The sequence below is a fragment of the Solibacillus sp. FSL W7-1464 genome (genome assembly GCF_038004425.1).
Classification (GTDB): Bacteria; Bacillota; Bacilli; order Bacillales_A; family Planococcaceae; genus Solibacillus.
In genome coordinates this window covers 1866334-1888159 of the sequence record NZ_JBBORC010000001.1, presented here as the reverse complement: position 1 = coordinate 1888159, position 21826 = coordinate 1866334, and the positions used below count along the sequence as shown (strand labels likewise).

Here is a 21826-nt window from a genome sequence, read left to right as displayed (position 1 = left end):
GATTTTACTGTACGAATCACTTTACAGCTGGGGGAATTTAAATGGACACAAGAGAAACTTTACAGATGATTTTAGAGTTTATTGACGAGAATATTACTGAAAATATAAGTCCGGATATTTTGGCTGCACAAGCGGGCTATTCAACATGGCATTTCAGCCGAGTATTCCAATGGGGTAGCGGATATTCGGTGATGAACTATGTCCGGAACCGCCGACTTGCGTTTGCCGCACATGAACTTTCTTCGGGCAAGAGGATTCTCGATATTTCAATAGAATATGGGTTTGAAACTCACTCTGGATTCAGTAAAGCTTTTCGGCGTCATTACGGCTGTTCACCGGGAACTTACCGTTTGCATGCGCACAGTAATCGTCCGTTTCCGCCAAGCCTTGCCTGCACGTACAAATACTTTATTGGAGGAATTGTTATGGAACCTAAATTTGTCACACTGCCTGCTATTAAACTTGCTGGTTATGCCATTAAAACGACGTCAACTGGCGGCGAAAACTCTACCGCAATCCCGGCTTTTTGGGACGACTATATGAGCGGAGGAAGAATGGAAAAACTTCATTCGGAAAACTTTATTAAAAAGCACGATGAATACGGTGTCTGCTTCCCGGAAGATCCGACAACCGGAGAATTTGAATATGTGATCGGGGTTGAACCGGAAGACGGCGCTAAAATCGCTGGCGAATACCATGTTAGTGAAGTACCTCCCGCAACGTATGCTGTCTTTTCAACACCTCCTTCTGATGCCACAAACTTTGTAGCTGCCATACAGGGCACATGGAATTACATTTTTAATGAATGGTTCCCTAAGTCCGGTTACGAGTACGCACCAGGTTGTAACGATTTTGAATTGTACGATGACCGTTGTATGTTGGAGGATGGGAAGATTTGTGATATTTATATTCCGGTAGTTAAGACACAAAGCTAAAGTTTTGAAGTGTAATAATTTGCAACTAAGAAACATATATATAAATAAGTGGTCATTTTATGGACTTGAGTGGTCGCTCAGGTCTTTTCTTCTATATTTGTATAGTGAATTTGTTACTTAAGACCTTTTTACAGCATAAATCTATTTGAAATAGTTTAAAGCTATTATTATTTTGGGAATAACGAAAATAGAAACTTAAAAAGGGGTAATCATCATGAACATTTCAAAATTATTAGGTGCACCATATGCTAATTTAAAAACTGCGAAAGTGTTTGTTAAACCGGGGCAAGTCGTGGTTACATATAATAAAAAAACATACTTTATAGTAAAAAAAGATGTATTTACAAATATTCTTCATCCATTAAACTATAATGCTATTAATTCTTGAGAGATAATTTTATCTCTCTTTTTAATTTGTCTCCACTGGTATACCAATAACATGCAGCATGAATAAATATAAAACAACTTTTCATACTAACTCTATACTTTAAAAAGGATGTGATTTTTGTGGAAGAAACGAAATTTGCCGATTTGAATCGCGATAAAATCGGAGAAATTAAGAAACTGGAACAAAAATTAAATGTCACGTTGATTGCTTATGATTTATCCCCGAGTCATCAAGCCCATCATGAGGACGCCCCAATTGTGATTAATCCTTCTTAATGTAAAAAAGCCTTCGCATAACTTGCGAAAGGCTTTTTTAACTGTTTGCCGACTACCCTTGTTTTCCCTTTATTTGATCGAGAACAGTTTCGAATGGCTGTCGCTCACCGGCTTCCCTGAAATCTCTAAATGGATTGGCTTTGCTCTCTATACGCTTCATTACATTTGGAATCGTGAAAAGATCGGGTGTTAATTTTTCATTTACTTCTTCCCAGAATAACGGTGTGGCGATCAATCCATTATGATTGCCGCGCGCTGAATACGGTGCAATAATCGTTTTCCCTTCCCTATGCTGGACATAATCCAAATACAGCCTTTTTCCTCTGTTTTTTTTCATCCGCTCGATTGTAAACGAATCAGGATATTGCTGTGCGAGAAATCGGCATATAAACTCCGTAAATACACCCGTTTCTTCATAGGAAAATGTGTGGAGCGGCAATGGAATATAAATTTGCATACCTTTTCCGCCTGACGTTTTGACAAAGCTTGTCAGTTCGAAATAATCCAAAATTGTTTTGAACTTTAATGCGGCATTTACCGCCAATCCAAATTCGTCAACGGACGGTGGATCCAAATCAAATACAATTTCTGTTGGCTGTTCCGTAGTAACCGGCTGAAACGGAATATGAAACTCCAATGCAAGCTGATTACCCAACCATAAAAGGGATTCAATATTGTTACATAAAATAAAATTCGTGTCGTCCACTAACTGCGCCCTAATAAAAGCCGGCAAATTTTCGGTATAGTTTTTCTGGTAAAAGCTTTCTCCCGGAACCCCGTGCGGATAACGGATGACTGTCAATAGCCGGTCCTGCAGAAATGGCAGCATTAATGGCGCAACCGTCTGCAAATAATATAAATAATCGTCCTTTGTAATTTTGCTTGCAGGAAAAACCGGTTTATCGGGACTTGTCACTGTTACATTTTCCGGAATCGGGTTTAACTGTCTATGCATCTGCTGCCAGTTGCAATCTGAAGCTTCCAGATGATGCTGGAATGAATGAAAGCGCGGTTCTCTCAGTTTAGTGCCGTCAAAATCAATACAGTCAACGGTTACACAAATTGAAGGAGGAATTTCCAATATGCTTTTTGCCACCAGTGTCCCATTTGTTTTAAAAAAGGTGGTCAACGTTTTACTTTCTTCTTCAGATAAACCATGTTTAAACGATACAATCTCCAAAAGCATATTTTCTTTATAAATTGCCCCATTAAAGAAGCCGTTTGATTGGTCAAATTTTGTAAGAATGACATTTACGTGCTTCCAGTTTTTTATTTTCAGCCAGCTTTTCGTTCTCGTATCTTCCAGCCATTTGCTGTTACGCTTCTTGGCGAGTATCTACATAAAATAGATGTACATATATCAATGAAACTTATCCTAAACCTTTTAAGACAACATTATCTAAAGCATAATAGTGATGTACATAAATAAAAAACGTACATAACTGTGCCAATTATGTACATTTAATCAGAATTATCTCTAAAGATTTACCTTTAAAGTAGAAATAATTTCTAATAGATTTGCATTCTCCTGTATAAAAAAATCATCCATTGGACATTTAACTTTTGAAAGTCGATCAAGTACAAATGGAATATTGAATTTCTCTATTCTTAAATTTCCGTTCACTTCTTCCCAATAAAGGGGTGCAGCAACTGTGGCATTTTCTTGTCCACGGGTTGAGTAAGGGGATATAATTGTTTTCCCTTCTGCATGTTGCAGATAATCGATGTAAAGTTTACCATTTCGTTTTTTCTTTAACCTTTCAATTGTAAAATCATCAGGAAATTTTTCGATTAAATATTTCGCTATAAAGTACATGAAAATTCGAGTATCCTCATACGTAAGAGAATTTACCTTAATTGGTATATGAATTTGCAGACCTTTATTACCAGAGAGTTTTGGGTAACTTCTTATTTCCAAGCTGTCGAAAATTTTCTTCATTTCTAATGCTGCTTTTATTGCCAAGTGAAAATCCCCCTTACTTGGCGGATCTAAGTCGAAAACAATTTCTGATGGTTTTAATGAATCAATTGTTTGAAATGGAATATGATATTCAATTGCAAGTTGGTTACCTAGCCAGAGTAAAGTTGATAATTCATTACAAACTATATAATTTATGCCCTCTACTGATTTCGTCAATATTGAGCTAGGTGCATAATCTGGACAATTCTTTTGATAAAAGAAATCACCAGGTATACCATGTGGATAACGAATAGTAGTTAAAGTTCGTCTTTCTAAAAATGGTAACATATACGAAGAAACCTGAATTAAGTAAGATAGAAACCCTTCTTTATTAATATAAGGTGTCTTCCATAAAGTTTTTTTAGAGTGAGTTAACTTCATTCCACCTTCAACTAGTGTATTATCTATAATTAATCTGTCCCATGTACAATTCTCCCAGCTAATCTCTAGTTGAAATGAATTAAATATAGGATTTATTAACTCATTTTCCTTTATCGTTTTAAAAAATAATTTTACACATATTCCTGGTTCGATTAAGATATTTCCATTTTCTCTTCTGTATTTCGCAAGTTAAATATGAGCCAATTGTTAATTAAAATATGAGCCACTAAAAATTGCTCTGTTCGATCCATTCTTTCGTTTCTAAAATTCGATAGGAGCCACCAATCATGTTGATGATGTGCGCTCGATGCGTGAGTCGATCGGTTAAAGCTGATGTTAATACTGGATCGTGGAATACTTCTTCCCAGCGTTCAAACGTTAGATTACTTGTTATAATTGTCGCTGCTCGACCGGCACGTAACGATAAGTGCGTGAACAGAAGTTCTGCTCCTTCTTTATCGAATGAAATGTACCCGAGTTCATCGATGATGACTAAATCATACTTCTCAAATTTTAGTTCAAAGGAGCGCAATGTTCTCGCAGAACGGCTTTCCTTTAATTGATTCACAAGTGATGCTACACTTGTGAAATACACTTTATAGCCCGCTAAACAGGCTTCAATGCCTAATCCAATCGCAAGATGGGTTTTACCGGTACCAGGTGAGCCAATTAATAATACATTTTGCTTCTCCTGTATAAACTTTAGTTCCTTCAAATGAGGAAGGCGAACCGCCGCATTTTGCGGCAGTGCCTCTACATCTAATTCCTCTAATAGCTTTTTCTCTGGGAAGTTGGCTAATCGAATTCGATTAGCTTTTGCTCGCACGTATCGGTCCTCCATTTCCTGTTTTAAAGCGAAATAGAGAAAGTCAGCCGGGGTTGTATGTTGTTCAAATAATACTTCTTGTTCAAGTAAAGAACGAATACTTGGTAAACGTAATTCTTTACACATTTCAATCATCTCTTTTTGCTTGTCCATTAATGAACCACTCCTGTTCCTTTAGAATGAAATAATGCTGCTAATGAAGATAAATTATCTAAAGATTGACTGGTGACATCATCTTGGCCAGTTAAAACAGTACGTACTTCAGCTGACTGTTCTGCTAAGAAAATGATTTTTTCCGTTGTTAGATGAACCAAAGGGTTCTTTTCTAGTTCAGTAATGACTTCTAGTACTCTTGTTAGGCAATCTCGTTCTTTGACATAAACAAGTAGTTCTAGAAAATCTTTTTCATTTCCGATATAATAGCGGTGGTAGATATTTTTTATATCTTTTGGTGCTTGGCTCAAACATTCACTTTGGGCTAAGGCACCTTTTTTCTTTTCCAAGGTGTTTAAATAGTGGTAGATATTCATCACCCAGGCATGAACTTGCCAGCTTCGTTTATGCTTCGCGATGCATTCACCTTCGCTAAATAGAAGCACTTCCTCTGCACGAGCTTTTAACTTAATGTATTCTCCTACATGCCCCTCGGGTACAGAGTAGCGATTGTGACGGTAGGTAACCGTACTATATTTATCCACACGTAGCTCCACTAATTCTGCAGGGTCGAACGGTGCCGCTGTTAAACTGCCAGCTCGTTCAGCTTTTTCTTCCAACATCAATTCATGATGTGTTTTCTCTTTCAAATAATGAACGCGACCATTTAATTTTTCGATAATAGAAACTAAATACTCCTGTGCCTCTTCTAAAGAAACAAACGTATCTCGATGCGCAAATGCTTTGCGACGTATGTATTCCACACTTCGCTCCACATGGCCTTTTTCATTGCCTTTACGAGGCTGACAAAGTCGTATTTGAAAATGATAATGCAAGGATAAACTTTTCATACCGTCGGTAATAAAACGATCATAACCGATAAAGTTTTTGACAACTGTACGCATATTATCGTATGTAAAAACGTGTGGCACAAAGCCTAAAGCTTCGATACATTTTACGTGTGCATCCTGTACACAAACCATTGTTTCTGATTCGTAGAGTCGCGCAAAGCGATCGTTACTATAGGCTAGAGTAAATACGGCCATTGAAAAACTTCTTAGTTTTCCATCGATAAATAACTTTACTTCTCCCCAATCAAACTCAATTTCACGACCAACTTTAGGCTCTTGGCGGATGAATACTTCCTTTTGCTTCTTTTCCTCACGATTCACGAAATTGCGAACTGTCGTATAGCCGATTTTAAACCCTTCATCTAAAAGTTTGTCATGTATATCAATAATCTTTAATTGCTGCTTATGCATATTTACTTCACGCTTATTTTCATTCTGTTTCATCATCTCGCGAATACGCTTCATCACCGTATTTGTTAAAGCTCTCTTTTTTCCCTTACGCTTTTTATATGCCGGAGGCGTAACGTAATTATCTGTAATCGGTAAATTCCTTGTATCTTGTTGTCTTGCCGCTAAGTCTTGTTCGATATATTTCTTAACAGTATTTCGTGACATATTAAGCTTCTCTGCAATTTGACGCTGACTTGTATTGTGCTGGTAGTACTCAATCAATACCAATTGCTTTTTCTCCAAACTGATCACCTCTATATCCTCCTAACTTTTAACAGTTAGGATTATTTTGATATAAAGTGGCTCATATTTCAATTGCGTTTGTGGCTCAGTTTTAGCTTAACAAATACACTCTTCTCTTTTCATTCTTAATAATGGATTGGATTAAAGAATCTTTTTCGTTTGTTTTCATTCCCTTTGAAAAGGTACCAATTTGAACAATAGCATCATCTTTCTTTAAACCAACCAGGAAATTTTCATTCTGACTATTAAAACCCAATACAAAAAAAAACCACTAAATTCCGACTTTTTTCCATCAACTTTCCAGATATTCTGCAATAAAATCACCTCTTCCTCAGTTTGTCCAAGTTAATATAGATTAATCGATTTTAAAATTACATTTAAATCAGACTATCTGTGTTATACTGACAAATTTTAACTCCCTAAATAAAAAATTCTTTATAATGGCACATTAATCACAGAGTAATTGTAAATGATAAATATAAAAGGAAAAAATACTATGACAAAAATAAAGCCGATAAAACCTTTTGAACCTATTGTTACAGAGATAATTCCTAATGATGATAATTGGATTGGACAAGTGAAGTGGGATGGAACTAGAATTTTGGTTTATTCATCTGATAAAAACATACAAATTTTCAACCGGAACTTAAATGAACGTTCAAAACAGTACCCTGAGTTAATGACTCCACAAGAGTACTCCAATACTAAGAATTTTATTATTGATGGCGAAGTAATAGCTTTTAAAGATGGTGTTCCATCATTTTATGAGGTTATGAAAAGAGATAAAATTAAAAACATTGAGAAAAACAAAGAACTTATTGAGAATACACCGATTGTTTATATGGTTTTTGATCTGCTATCAATTAATAATAAATGGATTACAAACCTACCACTAATTGAACGACAAAAAATCTTAAAAGAAATGATTATTCCAAATAGCCATGTACAAGTTGTAGAGAACTTTTCTGATACTGAAGCACTCTTCGATGCCTGTATAGAAAATGACTTGGAGGGCGCAGTTTTCAAAGATATAAATAGCACTTATATTATAAATGGTAAAGATAACAGATGGCTAAAGAAAAAGAAAAATCAAGATATAGTTGCTATAGTTGGAGGTGTAACCTTAAATGGCTCATTAGTAAAATCTCTTCACTTAGGATTATATAATGAAAATAAACAATTAGTTTATATAGGTAGTGTTGGCACTGGAAAGTTAACAAAGGAAGACTGGTTGCAGTTTACTGTAGGAATAAATTCATTTATTAGGAATAATTCCCCTTTTGAAAACTTTATTAGTAAAGATAGTGTTTGGATAGAACCATTAATTACTGTGAAAGTTCACTTTCTTGAATGGATTAATGGAAAAAAGTTAAGACAACCAGTTATCGAAGCTTTTGTATCAATAAATCCTGAAGAATGTAAATTAATTTTCGATTAGTCCAACTCCCTGTCCCCTTATAAACTTAATTCAAGTTAGAAAATTCGTTCTGAAATTTTCTCATAGTTGTTTGACACAAATATCTTACTTAACGGTATAAACTAGTAATTGGGAATTTAATCGAATAACAGAGAACTAAAAACGCCTTATGGTAGATATATTCTTCCATAAAGCGTTTTTGGTTTAATTCATATGTCTGTGAAAATGTTTAGGTTTACAACTTTATTCTTAATAGAATAAATTAAACGTCCTTTTTTGAAACATCGTCAGCAATTCTTTTATTTTACTTTTTCCCCTGTTGGATTTTATCCTAATATATCCATCCAAATTTTAACTGCAGTACCTGCGATCATAACTGCTAATAACCATTGTAATACTTTGACATTCATCTTTTGGCCTACTTTTGCCCCCAGTGGCGCCGCTAAAATACTCGCAATGATCATAATGAATGCTGGCCAGTACTCAACTTGACCCGTCATCACTTTACCAACTGAACCACCGATTGATGAAATAAACGTAATAGCTAAACTTGTCGCAATTGTAACACGTGTTGGAATTTTAAGCACCGTTAACAAAATCGGTACTAATAAGAAGCCACCTGCTGCACCGACAATCCCTGATGCAATGCCGACGATTAACGCTAAGCTTACCGCTAACGGTTTATTAAACGTAATATTTGTTGTGTCCTCCACTTTTTTACGCGGAATAAACATCATAATAGCCGCAATCACAGCTAACATTCCGTATACAATATTAACCGCATTCTCCGATAAGAAGCCCGAGCCGTAACTACCAATAAAACTACCAACTAAAATTGAAGCCCCCATATAAATGATTAACTCTTTATGCAGTAATCCGCTTTTACGATAAGCCCAAACTCCCGCAATCGATGCGAACAGTACTTGAACGGCACTAATGCCAGATACTTCATGTGCCGTAAACGCTGCTAAACCAAATAGTGGTGGAATATATAACAGCATCGGATATTTAATAATTGAACCACCGACACCTAACATCCCTGAAATAAATGAACCGATAAAGCCAAGCCCAAAAATTACGGCGATATACATGATAGATAAATCCATTTCCATGTTCTTTTCCTTCTTTCTGAAATGAAGAAAGCTGCCTTCACAACTTGTTGCGTCGACAGCTTACAACCTTTTAAATTATGCTTTTTGAATGTAGAAGTAAAGCACGCCTGCTTCTTCTTTTTGTTCTATGATTGTGTGGCCGCCTGCACCTGCCCATGCTTTGAAATCGTTTAATGCGCCTTTATCTGTTACTAAAACTTCAAGTACTTCACCAGAGTTAATTTTATCGATTGCCTTTTTCGTTTTTACGATTGGCATTGGACATGCTAAGCCTTTTGCATCTAATGTTTGTGTAATATTCATTGAAATTCCTCTATTCTTAAATTTGTTTGTTGTAAGCGACCTATAAGTTTATCGTGTAACCAGGTTGCGTGCCTCTTGAGCGTAAGGCACGCATAGGTGTAACATCTCATTGCTAAACTAAATTAGCGTACTGCGCAACGGTTTGGACCAATCTCCATTTCCGTTTGCTCGTCGTTATCAGGTGTAATTTTACCCATGTTAACGTGGCGAATTTCCTGATAAGCATTTGGTTGTGGTGGTAAGTTATCTGTTACCATTGAGCGGAATACTGCTTCGTCCTCCACGTTTAGCCCGTGGTTTTCAGCAAATAAATCACCAAGGCGTTTTGCAACTGTACCGTCTTCGTTTAGCTCGTCAATGATCATAAAGTGAGCTGGTAAAACGATTAAGTCTTCTGCTAATGTGCGGTAGCGAGAATATAATGTTTCGCGTAAGTCACCAACCCAGTCTTCAGCAAGTCCTGCTAAGTCTGGACGACCGATTGAATCGATGAATAAGATGTCACCTGTTAATAAGTATTGACCGTCGACGACAAATGATGTTGAACCGATTGTGTGACCAGGTGAATAAAGTGCGCCTACTTCGATTTCAGAAGCACCTAATTGTACTTTTAAACCGTCTTCAAGTGGTGCGTAGTCAAATACAACTTCCTCTGCGTCTTTCGGTGGTAAGTAGTATGTTGCACCAGTAGCTTCAGCGATATGACGACCGCCTGAGATGTGGTCTGCGTGTAAGTGTGTATCGAATACATGCTTAATTTCTACGCCTTTTTCTTCAGCGAACTTTGTGAATACTTCTGTGAAGCGTACTGCGTCGATGATCGCTGCTTCGCCTTCAGAAATCACCATGTAAGAAAGACAGCCTTTACCTAAGCGTACGAACTGGTAAAGTTCACCGCCGTTTGCAAGATCCCCGACTTTAATTGGTTCAAGGTACATTGACCAAGATTTCATACCACCTTCTAAGTAGCCAACTTCGCGACCTGCTTCAGATAACATATCTGCTACCATGATGGAAGAACCTTCTTTTGCACAAACAACCAATACCTCTTTGTCGGCAGGAATTTGTGGTAAAATTTCTTCTACACCGTCTAATAATTCGAAGTAAGGAATGTTTAAATACTCGAATTTGTGACCGTCAATTTTCCAGTCTTCAAATGCATCTGCATTACGAACGTCTAAAATGAATAATTCTTTATTATCAATTACTTTGCGTGCTACTTGAGCCGCTGTCCATGCTGTTACTGTCATAATTAATTACCTCCATAGGGACAATTTTTGTTTTTTGATTTGGTAGCATAAAGCTACCGAAACCAAGTAAAGAAAATTGTGTATTATATAAAACAATTTGGTAAATTGAATACCGCTAATTAAAAAGTTAATGTTGGTGCTGCGTCTTTTGCATATTCTAGGAAAGTTACGGCGCCACCAACTTCGATGCCATCTACGAAGTCTTCTTTCGTTAAGCCCATTACGTCCATTGTCATTTGGCAAGCTACAAATTTCACACCTAGTTCCTGAGCCATTTCTACTAATTGTGGAATGGCTGGTACTTGTGCATTTTTAAAGCCTTCGGCAAAATGCCCTTTACCTGCTGGCATTTCTAATGCATGCATACCTTGCTTGTGGATTAAGTTTAAGCCTTCGAATGTGAAGAAAATTTCTACTTCCTTTTCAGAAGCTGCTGCTGCCGTTGCGATATTGAATACTTTATACGCATCGAAAAGTCCGCCGTTCGCTGCGATGATTGCTACTTTGTTTGTCATTTTACTCTACCTCTTTCTGTAATTCGCCTTCATAACCTGTCATTCCAGGCAAGACGTTGTATACTTTTGTAAATCCTGCTTCAGCCAGTTGTTTTGCTGCCATGTCTGAACGCGTACCTGTACGGCAAATCACGTAAATGACTTCGTCATGATTTAATTCACCCATACGGTCTGCAAGCTCACCCATTGGGATTGATTTTGCACCTGGGATGTGGCCGAATGCGTACTCCGCTGCTTCACGCACGTCTAAAATCGTTGCGCCTGCTGCGATCGCTTCTTCATTTGTCGCTGTTTGTTCGAATGTTTTTTCAGCTGCTGCACTCGTTTCAGGATTACATTTGCGGATGTAATGATATAAAACGTCGCCTTCTTCAGTAGTACCGATATATTGGTGCCCAACTGTTTTTGCCCAAGCTGCTAGATCCGCCTTTGATCCTTTATCAGTTGCCACTACCTCTAATACTTGACCATCTTCTAAGCCTTGCATTGCCTTTTTCGCTTTCACGATTGGCATTGGACAAGCTAAACCTTTTGCGTCTAATTTTACGTCTGCTTTAATCATCATGTACCTCCATACCTATTAGGGTATATTATTTTATAAATTTTTTTTGCTTAAGAAGCGGATTACTCTATCTCTCCAGCCCAATCTAACATGCCACCTGTCATGTTCGTTACGTTAAATCCTTGGGACTCAAGGAACTGTGTTGCTTGACCGCTGCGACCACCTGAACGGCATACCATGTAGTAATGCTCGTTTTTATTTAATTCATGCATACGGAATTCCAATAAACCAAGGGGAATATGTGTAATACCAGGAATATGGCCTGCTTCAACTTCTCCTATTTCACGCACGTCGATTAAGTTAACTGCTTCACCAGCTTCAATTTTCGCTTGTAATTCTGTTGTTGAAATGGATTTCATTAAAAGTTCCTCCTTAGTATTCACTCATGCCACCACGGACATTCGTTACTTTTTCATACCTTAACTTCTTTAATTTTAAACATGCTTGCTTTAAGCGCATGCCGCTTTGAGAAATCTCAACGATCTCTTTATCCTTTGGTAGCTTTGAAAAGGCTGATCCAAGTGGTAAGTTTTTAAACTGCTATAAACCGCGTGCTTTATACTCGCCTTGTGTGCGAACATCGATAAAAAATTTGTCCTTATCGTTAATAATCGATTTCAATTGTGCCGTTGTAATCGCCTTTACACTTTTTGTTGGCATCATACGCCATGCTAAAATCCTAATAAGTACTTCAAGTTCAATCTAAGTTTCCATTTCGCATCCCTTAAATAAATAAGTTTACGTTGCCATCTTCTGCGTCTGCTAAATAGGCAGCTACCCCCGCATATTCGATGCCATCTAATAACTCTTCTTTTTGTAAGCCAAGTAAATCCATTGTCATCGTACAAGTTACAATTTTAATGTCTTGTTCTTGTGCCATTTCGATTAATTGTGTCAATGTTAAGGCATTATGCTTTTCCATTACGTGCTTAATCATTTTAGGACCCATACCTGCCATTTGCATTTTAGATAGACCTAATTGCTCTGCACCACGTGGCATCATTTTGGCAAACATTTTTTCTGAAAAGCCTTTTTTCACTTCAACAGGCTCTTGCTTGCGTAATGCGTTAATTCCCCAGAATGTATGGAAAATCGTTACTTCATGATCATACGCTGCTGCACCATTTGCAATAATGTAAGCCGCCATGGCCTTATCATAATCTCCACTAAATAAAACGATTGTTGTTCTTTTCTTTTCCATCGCAACCTCCACTACCCATAGGGGTATTAAATTATTTAAAAATAAAAGTCCTATCGACTTTTTAACAATAAATCAACTGCTTGCTTGATCATTTCATCTTGATTCATACTTTTTTTATTTTCTTCTGACATACAACTCACGAGATTCTCAGTAACAATCACACCAATTGAACGATCGACAGCAGAACGAACGGCACTTAGCTGCGTAATAACGGCTTTACAATCTTTTTCGTCTTCCATCATACGTAAAATCCCTTTCAGCTGACCTTCAATTTTTTTTAGTCGGACTGTGACTTTCGCATCGTATTGCATAATGTTCACCTCTTTACATGTTGCGCATCAATCTAATACACATACTACTACCCCTATAGGTATATGTCAACGCTTTTACTTCACTTTTTTTAAAAGTTTTTAAATTAGCGTAAATTACTCTTATATAACTTTAAATATACTTTCCTAATAATTATTTCTTTCCTTTTAAGATTTTACTAAAAGAAAAAGCCCTATACTCTATGTATAAAGCTTTCTTATTTTTTTGCTGATGGTCAATTAAAAGCAAAAACAGCAGGTTTTTAACCCCTTTCTAATTTAATTGAATTTAATTGAATTAATGTTTTAAATTATGTGTTTTTATTTTAACTGAGGGAATCGTAAATGAAAATTGCCTACTTTGTTAGGTTTTAAAGATATTATAAAAGTAAACTTACTTTAAAATATACTTCTTTGGGTTAAAGAATCCTTCTTTCACTAACCTGCTTCGTTAGTTCAATATGAATTAAACAACTTTATTATTTTTTAAAGGACTTTATTATAAAATTAAATAATTATATTATCTCCGCACACCTATCCGGTGGTTTAACTGTTGGCAAAATGGGTTGGATCATTGCTGTTTATCATGCAACGTGGGGAATTTTCTAATTGTTCACAGGTGGCTTATTGTATAAAATTGGATGTAAAGGACTGATTGTGGGCGGGATATGAGTACAGGCGAGCTCGATTTGGCTTATTTTACTTGAGGATTCCTATATGGCATGGCTCATTGGAGCAATTTTAGTTGGACTTGGGACCGCGATGGTTTATCCAACGCTACAAACTGCCATTAGTGATATGGCACCAACAAGATGGCTTGCTCATTAATGAGAATTTATCGTTTTTGGCGTAACAGTGACTCCACGTTCGGAGCACTATTTGCAGGGCTGTTAGCGGACTGGCACTCGCTACCGGTTGCGATGGGGATTATCGCTGTTTTACCAATGCTAGCAAGCTTTAACTATTTACGAACAAAAGAAACTTTACAAAAATATAATCAATTTAAGAAAGTTGGGACTATATGCATACTGAAGTGCTTTCAGAACAACAGCAACGCAAACTCTATAAACGAACACTTTGGATTATTATCACCTCTCAAATTTTTGGTGGGGCAGGTTTAGCAGCAGGTGTAACAGTTGGGGCTCTTTTAGCAAAGGACATGATGGAGAGTGATGCCATTGCCGGGTTACCGACAGCCCTCTTTACACTCGGTTCAGCACTTGCCGCTTTTTCCATTGGGGCGATTTCACATAAAAGGGGACGCCGCATCGGGTTAGCAACAGGCTTTTTCATTGGAACGATTGGGGCACTCGGGGTTATATATGCAGCAGCGATTGATTCCATTGTGCTACTTTTTAGTAGTTTATTTTTATATGGTGCAGGGACTGCGACCAATTTACAAGCTCGTTACGCAGGCACCGACTTAGCTACTCCTACGACGAGAGGTAAAGCGATTAGCTTGGCGATGGTTTTTACAACGATTGGGGCTGTCGCAGGACCAAACCTTGTTGCACCGACTGGTAGAATGGCAGATTCAATCGGTCTTCCTACATTAACAGGACCATTTATCCTAGCAGCTGTAGCTTACGGCTTAGCGGGCGTCATTATATTCTTTTTACTAAAACCAGATCCACTGCTCGTTGCCCGAACAATTGAAACGAAGACGCAAGTAACGACCGAATCTACTGAAAAGCGACCACTCATTTATTTAGGTGCAATCGTAATGATTGTTACACAAGTCATTATGGTCGCCATCATGACGATGACACCGATTCATATGACGCATCATGGGCATTCCTTATCGGCAGTTGGTTTAGTCATTGGTATGCATATTGGAGCCATGTATTTACCGTCCCTTGTGACGGGGGCGTTAGTCGATAAATTTGGGCGTTCAGTTATGATTATCGCTTCATCGGTTACCTTATTCTTATCAGGGGTCATCGGAACGTTTTCACCTGCTGATTCCCTACTTAGCATTACGATTGCGTTAACTTTACTTGGTGTTGGTTGGAATTTCGGTCTCATTAGTGGAACAGCACTCATTATTGACGGGACGACATTGAAAACACGTGCGAAGGTCCAAGGAACAACCGATGTATCCATTGCAGTTTTCGGTGCAAGTGCTGGTTTACTGTCAGGCGTATTCATGTCTATGTCGTCATTTGGTACACTGGCATTTGTAGGCGGAGTAATCGGCTTTATTTTACTTCCGGTCTTGTACTGGGCAACCAATAAAACACGTTCATAACGAATATCTCAGCACCAACAAAAGCCCACCGATTCGATGAGCTTTTGTTGATGCTATTTTTATTTTCGCTACTTTAACATATCTTGTCGTGTGATTTGTCTAACAAAAGACGTTTTCACGCCATTTTCATTCATGACAAACCCCTTAGTATTTGCAAAAGCTTTATCATTTAAACACATCGCACAAAATGCCTATAGCGGTACTTTCACAATTCCAGCAACTGTTTGTAATCAATGTCCCCTACTTGAGTGCCAAGTCGGCAGCTTACATCTTTTCCATTTCACTTTTTTAAAATAAAAAAGCTGACAGCATATTGCTTAGCCAGCTTGAAATTCTTATTTAACACAATTCAAAATGTCTTTAGCCAACATTTTAGATCCGGCTACCCCTTTTAAATACTTTAAATCTCCAATAGAAAGCCAATCTATATTACTTAAATTCGCCATTTTGTTAGCGATTTTAACTGAATCCGGTTGTTGCGATTTTGAAAGATAATTTTCATTTAGAATCGTATTACCTGCAATCGCTAATGCATTTAAACAAGTTATGTGAGTCATTCTATATAATTTATTATCCTCCCACTCATCGGGAAACAATTCTTTAATTAAATTGAAGTAAAATAGCGCTAAATTTAACTTTTTTTCTTTCGGCAGTGAAGCTAACTCTGAACCTTTTGTAAGAAGATGAACGATATTATAAAGATTTTGTAATGTGATATTACGCTCTTTACTTCGCATACCTATTAAAGTTCCTTTAGAGAAAAAAGGACTTTCGGGTTTAAGAATGAGGTTTGTAGCTACCCAGCTTAAATCATCCGTATTTCGGTTGAGATAACGGCTTAATGAAGTCCCAATCCCCTTTGCTTTCGTGTTTATGACATCGAAAAGTAAAATTTCTTCATCTTCATCTAAATAATGAAATGCTAGGAATGGGACATTTAATGTAGATCCTGTCTCTTCCATATATTCTTTGATTCCTCCGAGACGATGTTGGCCATCCATCAAAGCGGCCTTGTTTTTACATAATAATCGTCCAAAAGACGGGCGATTTTTATCGTAGGCATGAAACTCCCAATTCCCTGCTGCATTTAAAAGAATAGGCGTATAAAGTGCGCCTTCACCTTGTGATAAATAATTCGCAAAATCAGTACAACGCTTTTTCGTTATTGGGCGCTGGTAACCTTTTCCTGATGGATCGTTATAGAGCTTAGAATAAGAAAACTGTATAGCAATTTGCGACGAGACAGCACCTTGATATGCTACTCTGCCTCTCATTTTAGTCTGAACAACATTTTCTATTGCAATATTAGAATTTAATAAATTACTCAATTTCTTAACTCCTTTTTGTTACTACTAAGTATAATAATACTTTTACGTATAGTATTCAAGTTTTTTGCGCTTATGGTTATCTTTTGGATTTTTAAATCTCACATAATCTTAAAGTGAGGTGATAAAATGTCAGAACTAATTAAAGTTATTTGTGCAAACATTAGAGAAGTTAGGAAAATTAATGGTTTAACGCAAGAAGAATTGGCCGAAAAATGCGGTTTACATACCACTTACTTAGCAGGTGTTGAGCGTGGAGAACGCAATATTACTATGCAAACACTTGAAAAAATAGCGCATGGATTAGAAATATCACCGATCGAATTATTAAAGTTTGAAGGATTAGACATTGATGAGCAATTTTTTAATAAGCAAGAGAAGCTAAAGGTATTATTAAACATAATGAATGACTTTAATGAGCGTGAAATAAGTAGAATTATTAATATTGTTCAAGAAATAAAACAAATGTATAAATAAATATGTATCTATATAGTTAGAGCAGCAATTCCATCATGGAATTGCTGTTTTTTTATCCTGGTTATTATCACTTACTATATGGAATTGATATAATACAATTAAACATTAGTTGCAGGGAGGAAGACTTTTGATAGATGAATTTCTTAATTTTTTAAATTCAGAATCAAATTTGCTACAAAATTTAGTTTCTATTTTCACAATATTTGGGGTTATTATTGCAGTAATAACCGTTATACTTACTATGATTAATTTAAAGGCTGTTGTTAGACAAGTTTATGAAATGCAATTACAAAGAACACATTCACAAGAACCAGATTTATTTATCGAACCGGTTGAGTTATTTGTTAATTTTCAAAATGAAGAAATCTTATTTGCTGCCTCATGGAGCAATAACATTGGAGATTCATTCAGTGAGGTTAATCCTCTACCAGTTAAAATAACGAATATTGGAAATGGTGTGGCAAAGTATGTATCACTCAAGGCATATATTGAAAAAGACTATCTCAATGAATTAATAGAATTGGATAAGGATAAAATTTTTAATTTACGAAATTTGTATACTGATTACGGTATGGAATTTTTTCAGTATGAATACGGTGAAGATTTTAAAAAGAAGTCTATGCACAATTATGATATGGATTCAACAGATAATCAGTCTTTTAATTATATACGACCAGAGCAATCAGTTTCTTTTCTATTAAATAAAAGTCATCAAGCGATTTTTAATATTGCTATACTCTTAAATTGTATTCATTTTGACTCTAAATTAATTCCTAGAATGAAAGTATTAGTAACCTATTATGATTCATTTAATAATAAATATGAAAAGGATACTGACATTTACATTGGAAGAAGTACTGTTAAACATTCATTTCAAAATGATTATGATATTTCGGTAAATTTTAAACTAGAGGGACTCAATAGATTACCTAACAAGGATATTAATCTTGATTAATGCTGCTTTGTAATAAAGTTTAATTAATCTTATTAATCTCAAACAATAAGAAGAGCGTTTTGATTAAGATTAATCAAAACATACTCTTTCTTATTCGCAGCTTATTTCTTTAATAAGTTAAAGTATTTAATAAACCTTTTTTCTCTAAAGCCGTTTATCTAGCCTCAGTTAGTATTCTCCAGGCACAATCCCTATTACGTCTTATGTGTCTGGGTTTACAAATACAAGTGGGCAGTAAGTGTATCTACGATTGTATTATAATCACAAACGGATTATAGAAAAATTAAAAGGATTGAGTCCGGTACAATACCGAATTCAATCCTGAAGTTGCCTAACTTAATATATAATATTTAACTTTTTGGGGTGCAAAAGGTGATAAGTACTTTTTAATTACATCACGTTATTTCACAATTAATGCTGGGCAATGAACACGCTTCATTACTTTATGGCTTACACTACCTAATACCATTTCCTGTAATGAATTCAAGCCACGGCTACCTATGATAACAAGATCAACTTTTTTCTCATTAGCATATTTCACAATTTCAGGGCCTGGTGTACCATGTAAAATTGTTAATTTAAATTGCTTACCAGCGGATCTTAAAACTTCTTCTATTGGCGCTATTTTACGTTTACGCTCCAACATTAAACTTTCGCTGGACTTTGCATGTAAAACTTCGGTTTTTGCCTTTTCAAAATCTGCAACATATATCATTTCAATTAATGAAGCATCTGAAGCAATTTTCACTGCTTCTTTAGCTGCACGCACAGCATTTTCAGAACCGTCAACCGCTAATAAAATATGCTGATACATAAAGAATCCCCCTTTAATGTGACACACTAACATTTAATAATTGTTTATAGAGCTTTTCACTCGCAGGATTCATACCGATGACTTTTACTGTCTTACCCTGCTCTTCCAGCTTTGTGACGACTTTTACAACAGCACCAACAGCGGATTCGTCCCATAAATGACTACTTGTTAAATCAATCGTGACATAATTTTCTTTTGCTTCTTCAAGCGTTTGAATAAAGTTTTGTGTCGATGCGAAAAACAGTGGCCCTTCTACAATAAACACACCTCTATTCTGATGGATACGAACCTTTGAAATCGATGCTACGAAGAATAATGCACTTAAAATTACTCCCAGAACAACGCCAATTGCTAAGTTGTGTGTATATACAACTGCTGCAACTGTAGCAAGCATCACAATCGCATCTGTCCGAGGCGCTTTTGCAAGATATTTAAACGAACCCCAATCAAATGTACCGATACTCACCATAATCATAATTCCTACAAGTACAGGCATTGGGATATCTACTACAACATTCCCAAGTACTAAAATCAAGAACATTAAGAATAAACCTGCAACAAGTGAAGATAGGCGACCTCGCCCACCAGATTTGACATTAATAATCGATTGGCCAATCATTGCACAACCAGCCATCCCACCGAAGAAACCGTTAATTAAGTTTGCAATTCCCTGTCCACGTGCTTCTTGGTTTTTGTCTGATTTCGTATCTGTCATATCATCGACAATTTGAGCCGTCATCAGAGATTCCATTAAGCCAACTAATGCCAGTGCAAGTGCATATGGGAAAATAATCGACAATGTTTCTAAATTTAACGGTACATCTGGAATGAAAAAGCTTGGTAAGCTCTGTGTAATTGAACCTAAATCCCCAATTGTCTTTAATTCCACATTAAACATAAATGTGACTGCTGTTAATAATATAATCGCGATTAATGGAGCTGGAATCGCTTTAAAGAAACGTGGCAATATATAGACGATAAGTAATGTAACGGCTATAAAAACATACGTCATTGTCCCTTCACCTAAAAAATGGGGTACTTGTGCCATAAAAATAAGAATCGCTAAAGCATTCACGAAACCTAACATAACTGAATTCGGAATAAAGCGCATTAATTTCGCAATGCCAAACACGCCAAATAGTACTTGTATAACCCCTGTTAAAATTGTGGCTGCTAATAAATACTGTAATCCATGATCTGCTACTAAATTAACGATAACTAATGCCATTGCGCCAGTTGCAGCAGATATCATTCCCGGTCTGCCACCAACAAATGCTATAATAACTGCAATAGAAAATGACGCATAAAGTCCGACCATTGGATCGACACCAGCAATGATGGAAAAGGCAATTGCTTCTGGAATGAGCGCTAATGCCACGACAATCCCTGATAAGATGTCTCCACGTACATTACCGAACCATTGTTGTTTTAAACTTTGCATGATATTCTCCTTCATATAAAATAAATTCCTAGAATATCATAGCATACTTTTCCCAAAAAGGAACCTTTATGGGACGAAAATGGAGTGAAATGAATGATTTACGGTTATCAACGACCACTATACAACGATGAAGGTATGCACATACAAACGGCTGCTTTAATGAATTGTGACCAAGTTTTCACTGAAAATCATGGCCGTGCAAAAAAGCGGATAGCTCTTGAAGAATTACTCATGGCAATAGAAAAAGGAGATACGATTCAAGTACTACGTTTCTTTAGTATTGCCGATTCTACGAGGCATTTAGAGGAGTTACTTAAAATTTGTAAACGTGATCAAGTCACGCTTCATTTCATGGAGGAAAATATTACATCTACACAATTACTCGGAAAATCGCTTGAACAGGTTTTACACTTCTTTTTAACATTTCAAAGCGATATCGTTAAGCAATCGACTACTTTAGGTATGGCGGATGCAAAAGCGAAAGGTAAATCTATCGGGCGCCCTAAAAAATCCGATGATAATGTGAAGAAAGCGATTGATATGTATCAGTCCGGGAAATTTACACTTTTAGATATTAAAAATGAGACAGGCATTAGTAAATCGACACTATACCGCTATCTTGAAACTATTGAATAAAGGACCTATTAAAAAAGCATCTGTGCATAGAGTAAACCAACAGATGCTTTTCAGTATTATATACTCGTTCACTTCCCTAAATTAAATCTTATAAGTAGTGGTGGAGTTATAGTTAGCGTCACAATAATATTATCATTGTATCCAATGAACACAGTCCCTATTATTGTAGGTCCTTTGGTGGTGGCGACTGGTGACCCTTGTTCTGAATTTCTAAGAATATATTTTCTTGATTATTTCCTTCATTGGTTACTTCATTTGTATGATTATCTTGAGAATTATTAGTTATTAAACTAATCATATTTCTTTTAAATTCTTCGAAATCCTTTTTCGTTACAGGTTGAGCATCTTGTTTTAACTCAATACCTAATTGACCATTCGGTTCTAATGTTGCCCATTTCACGTCACTTATTTTAGATACACTATTTTGCCTCAATTTCATTTCCAGTTGGTCTACGGATAACCTAAGTTTCTTTAAATTTTGTTTATTCAATTTTCCATTATCTATTACAATTTTTGCTTTACCTGTAATTAATTTTTCAATAATATCAGATTTTATTTGAATATATTCCATCACTAACAGTGTCCCAACAAGCACACCTCCAACTAATATGGTTGTCCAAATATCCTTACCGGCTACAGGTTGAATAAGTAATGACCCAATTCCAATCATAATAACTGTTTCAGCCAATGTCATTTGTGAAATTGTCTTCCTGCCTGCAATTCTCAAGAGAACTGTTCCCGCAACAACAACTAATATAGCTTTCCATATATAATCCCATTCCATCTAACAGATAACCACC

24 protein-coding genes and 2 pseudogenes are annotated in these 21826 nt (G+C 36.3%); 9 read left to right on the top strand and 17 right to left on the bottom strand.

Annotated elements, in window-relative coordinates:
* The first annotated feature begins 41 nt into the window (after window positions 1-41).
* From MKZ25_RS09235 to MKZ25_RS09225, 3 genes are all read left to right on the top strand, one after another.
* Window positions 42-935 carry an AraC family transcriptional regulator gene (locus MKZ25_RS09235; protein ID WP_340801196.1) on the top strand — a complete coding sequence of 298 codons (894 nt, stop codon included), beginning with the start codon at window positions 42-44 and terminating at the stop codon, window positions 933-935.
* 214 nt (window positions 936-1149) lie between these two features.
* Window positions 1150-1323, top strand: a complete 174-nt coding sequence (locus MKZ25_RS09230; RefSeq protein ID WP_251688012.1) for a hypothetical protein — start codon at window positions 1150-1152, stop codon at window positions 1321-1323.
* 119 nt (window positions 1324-1442) lie between these two features.
* The gene (locus tag MKZ25_RS09225; RefSeq protein ID WP_340801195.1) at window positions 1443-1598 is read left to right on the top strand and encodes a uroporphyrinogen-III decarboxylase; all 156 of its coding nucleotides are present in this window, start codon (window positions 1443-1445) and stop codon (window positions 1596-1598) included.
* A 52-nt stretch (window positions 1599-1650) separates the two neighbouring features.
* Here MKZ25_RS09225 and ligD (MKZ25_RS09220) read toward each other — a convergent pair whose 3' ends face one another.
* The 4 genes from ligD (MKZ25_RS09220) to istA form a co-directional block, all read right to left on the bottom strand.
* The gene (ligD, locus tag MKZ25_RS09220) at window positions 1651-2934 is read right to left on the bottom strand and encodes a DNA ligase D (RefSeq protein WP_445326879.1); all 1284 of its coding nucleotides are present in this window, start codon (window positions 2932-2934) and stop codon (window positions 1651-1653) included.
* A gap of 141 nt (window positions 2935-3075) precedes the next feature.
* The gene (gene ligD / locus MKZ25_RS09215; RefSeq protein ID WP_340801194.1) at window positions 3076-3939 is read right to left on the bottom strand and encodes a non-homologous end-joining DNA ligase; all 864 of its coding nucleotides are present in this window, start codon (window positions 3937-3939) and stop codon (window positions 3076-3078) included.
* Between the two features lie 226 nt (window positions 3940-4165).
* Window positions 4166-4918, bottom strand: a complete 753-nt coding sequence (gene istB, locus MKZ25_RS09210; RefSeq protein ID WP_340716297.1) for an IS21-like element helper ATPase IstB — start codon at window positions 4916-4918, stop codon at window positions 4166-4168.
* Window positions 4918-6471 carry an IS21 family transposase gene (gene istA, locus MKZ25_RS09205; protein WP_340716296.1) on the bottom strand — a complete coding sequence of 518 codons (1554 nt, stop codon included), beginning with the start codon at window positions 6469-6471 and terminating at the stop codon, window positions 4918-4920. Before istA ends, istB begins: the two co-directional genes overlap by 1 nt.
* 487 nt (window positions 6472-6958) lie before the next feature.
* Here istA and MKZ25_RS09200 point away from each other — a divergent pair, with 487 nt between their 5' ends.
* On the top strand, window positions 6959-7900 hold the full coding sequence (locus MKZ25_RS09200) for an ATP-dependent DNA ligase (protein ID WP_340718291.1): 942 nt from the start codon (window positions 6959-6961) through the stop codon (window positions 7898-7900).
* A gap of 305 nt (window positions 7901-8205) precedes the next feature.
* Here the strand turns inward: MKZ25_RS09200 and MKZ25_RS09195 are convergent, their stop codons facing one another.
* The 9 genes and pseudogenes from MKZ25_RS09195 to MKZ25_RS09155 form a co-directional block, all read right to left on the bottom strand.
* Entirely contained in the window at window positions 8206-8985 is a 780-nt protein-coding gene (locus MKZ25_RS09195) for a sulfite exporter TauE/SafE family protein (protein WP_340718920.1), read from the bottom strand.
* 81 nt (window positions 8986-9066) lie between these two features.
* A complete protein-coding gene (locus tag MKZ25_RS09190; protein WP_340718290.1) occupies window positions 9067-9294 on the bottom strand; it encodes a sulfurtransferase TusA family protein in 228 nt (75 codons plus the stop codon).
* A gap of 122 nt (window positions 9295-9416) precedes the next feature.
* Window positions 9417-10544 carry an MBL fold metallo-hydrolase gene (locus MKZ25_RS09185; RefSeq protein WP_340718289.1) on the bottom strand — a complete coding sequence of 376 codons (1128 nt, stop codon included), beginning with the start codon at window positions 10542-10544 and terminating at the stop codon, window positions 9417-9419.
* Window positions 10545-10663: 119 nt separating this feature from the next.
* Window positions 10664-11059, bottom strand: coding sequence for a DsrE/DsrF/DrsH-like family protein (locus tag MKZ25_RS09180; RefSeq protein ID WP_340801193.1), 396 nt, complete (start codon window positions 11057-11059; stop codon window positions 10664-10666).
* A gap of 1 nt (window position 11060) precedes the next feature.
* Entirely contained in the window at window positions 11061-11621 is a 561-nt protein-coding gene (locus MKZ25_RS09175; RefSeq protein WP_340718287.1) for a sulfurtransferase TusA family protein, read from the bottom strand.
* Between the two features lie 62 nt (window positions 11622-11683).
* The gene (locus tag MKZ25_RS09170) at window positions 11684-11980 is read right to left on the bottom strand and encodes a rhodanese-like domain-containing protein (RefSeq protein WP_340718286.1); all 297 of its coding nucleotides are present in this window, start codon (window positions 11978-11980) and stop codon (window positions 11684-11686) included.
* A gap of 13 nt (window positions 11981-11993) precedes the next feature.
* A pseudogene (locus MKZ25_RS09165) lies at window positions 11994-12281 on the bottom strand (rhodanese-like domain-containing protein).
* 64 nt (window positions 12282-12345) lie between these two features.
* The gene (locus MKZ25_RS09160; RefSeq protein ID WP_340718285.1) at window positions 12346-12822 is read right to left on the bottom strand and encodes a DsrE/DsrF/DrsH-like family protein; all 477 of its coding nucleotides are present in this window, start codon (window positions 12820-12822) and stop codon (window positions 12346-12348) included.
* 50 nt (window positions 12823-12872) lie between these two features.
* Window positions 12873-13133 (bottom strand): metal-sensitive transcriptional regulator, encoded by a 261-nt coding sequence (locus MKZ25_RS09155; RefSeq protein ID WP_340718284.1) that lies wholly within the window; start codon window positions 13131-13133, stop codon window positions 12873-12875.
* A gap of 1018 nt (window positions 13134-14151) precedes the next feature.
* Here MKZ25_RS09155 and MKZ25_RS09150 point away from each other — a divergent pair.
* On the top strand, window positions 14152-15378 hold the full coding sequence (locus tag MKZ25_RS09150) for an MFS transporter (RefSeq protein ID WP_340801192.1): 1227 nt from the start codon (window positions 14152-14154) through the stop codon (window positions 15376-15378).
* A gap of 335 nt (window positions 15379-15713) precedes the next feature.
* Here MKZ25_RS09150 and MKZ25_RS09145 read toward each other — a convergent pair whose 3' ends face one another.
* Window positions 15714-16706: a DGQHR domain-containing protein gene (locus MKZ25_RS09145; RefSeq protein ID WP_340718282.1), complete on the bottom strand. Its 993-nt coding sequence runs from the start codon at window positions 16704-16706 to the stop codon at window positions 15714-15716.
* A 126-nt stretch (window positions 16707-16832) separates the two neighbouring features.
* Here MKZ25_RS09145 and MKZ25_RS09140 point away from each other — a divergent pair, with 126 nt between their 5' ends.
* The 3 genes and pseudogenes from MKZ25_RS09140 to MKZ25_RS09130 all read left to right on the top strand — a co-directional run.
* Window positions 16833-17180 (top strand): helix-turn-helix domain-containing protein, encoded by a 348-nt coding sequence (locus tag MKZ25_RS09140; protein WP_340718281.1) that lies wholly within the window; start codon window positions 16833-16835, stop codon window positions 17178-17180.
* A gap of 127 nt (window positions 17181-17307) precedes the next feature.
* Complete coding sequence (locus MKZ25_RS09135; RefSeq protein ID WP_340718280.1) at window positions 17308-18135, top strand: hypothetical protein; 828 nt, start codon at window positions 17308-17310, stop codon at window positions 18133-18135.
* Window positions 18136-18376: 241 nt separating this feature from the next.
* Window positions 18377-18460, top strand: a pseudogene (locus MKZ25_RS09130) (IS3 family transposase); the annotation flags it as partial.
* Window positions 18461-18535: 75 nt separating this feature from the next.
* On the opposite strand, the gene MKZ25_RS09125 reads toward MKZ25_RS09130, so the two are convergent.
* Together MKZ25_RS09125 and MKZ25_RS09120 are read right to left on the bottom strand one after the other, a co-directional pair.
* On the bottom strand, window positions 18536-18949 hold the full coding sequence (locus MKZ25_RS09125) for a universal stress protein (protein WP_340718279.1): 414 nt from the start codon (window positions 18947-18949) through the stop codon (window positions 18536-18538).
* 13 nt (window positions 18950-18962) lie between these two features.
* The gene (locus MKZ25_RS09120; protein WP_445326860.1) at window positions 18963-20390 is read right to left on the bottom strand and encodes a SulP family inorganic anion transporter; all 1428 of its coding nucleotides are present in this window, start codon (window positions 20388-20390) and stop codon (window positions 18963-18965) included.
* A gap of 93 nt (window positions 20391-20483) precedes the next feature.
* Here MKZ25_RS09120 and MKZ25_RS09115 point away from each other — a divergent pair, with 93 nt between their 5' ends.
* Window positions 20484-21026 carry a recombinase family protein gene (locus MKZ25_RS09115; protein ID WP_340718278.1) on the top strand — a complete coding sequence of 181 codons (543 nt, stop codon included), beginning with the start codon at window positions 20484-20486 and terminating at the stop codon, window positions 21024-21026.
* A 160-nt stretch (window positions 21027-21186) separates the two neighbouring features.
* Here the strand turns inward: MKZ25_RS09115 and MKZ25_RS09110 are convergent, their stop codons facing one another.
* Entirely contained in the window at window positions 21187-21810 is a 624-nt protein-coding gene (locus tag MKZ25_RS09110; protein WP_340718277.1) for a DUF421 domain-containing protein, read from the bottom strand.
* Between the last annotated feature and the right edge of the window lie 16 nt (window positions 21811-21826).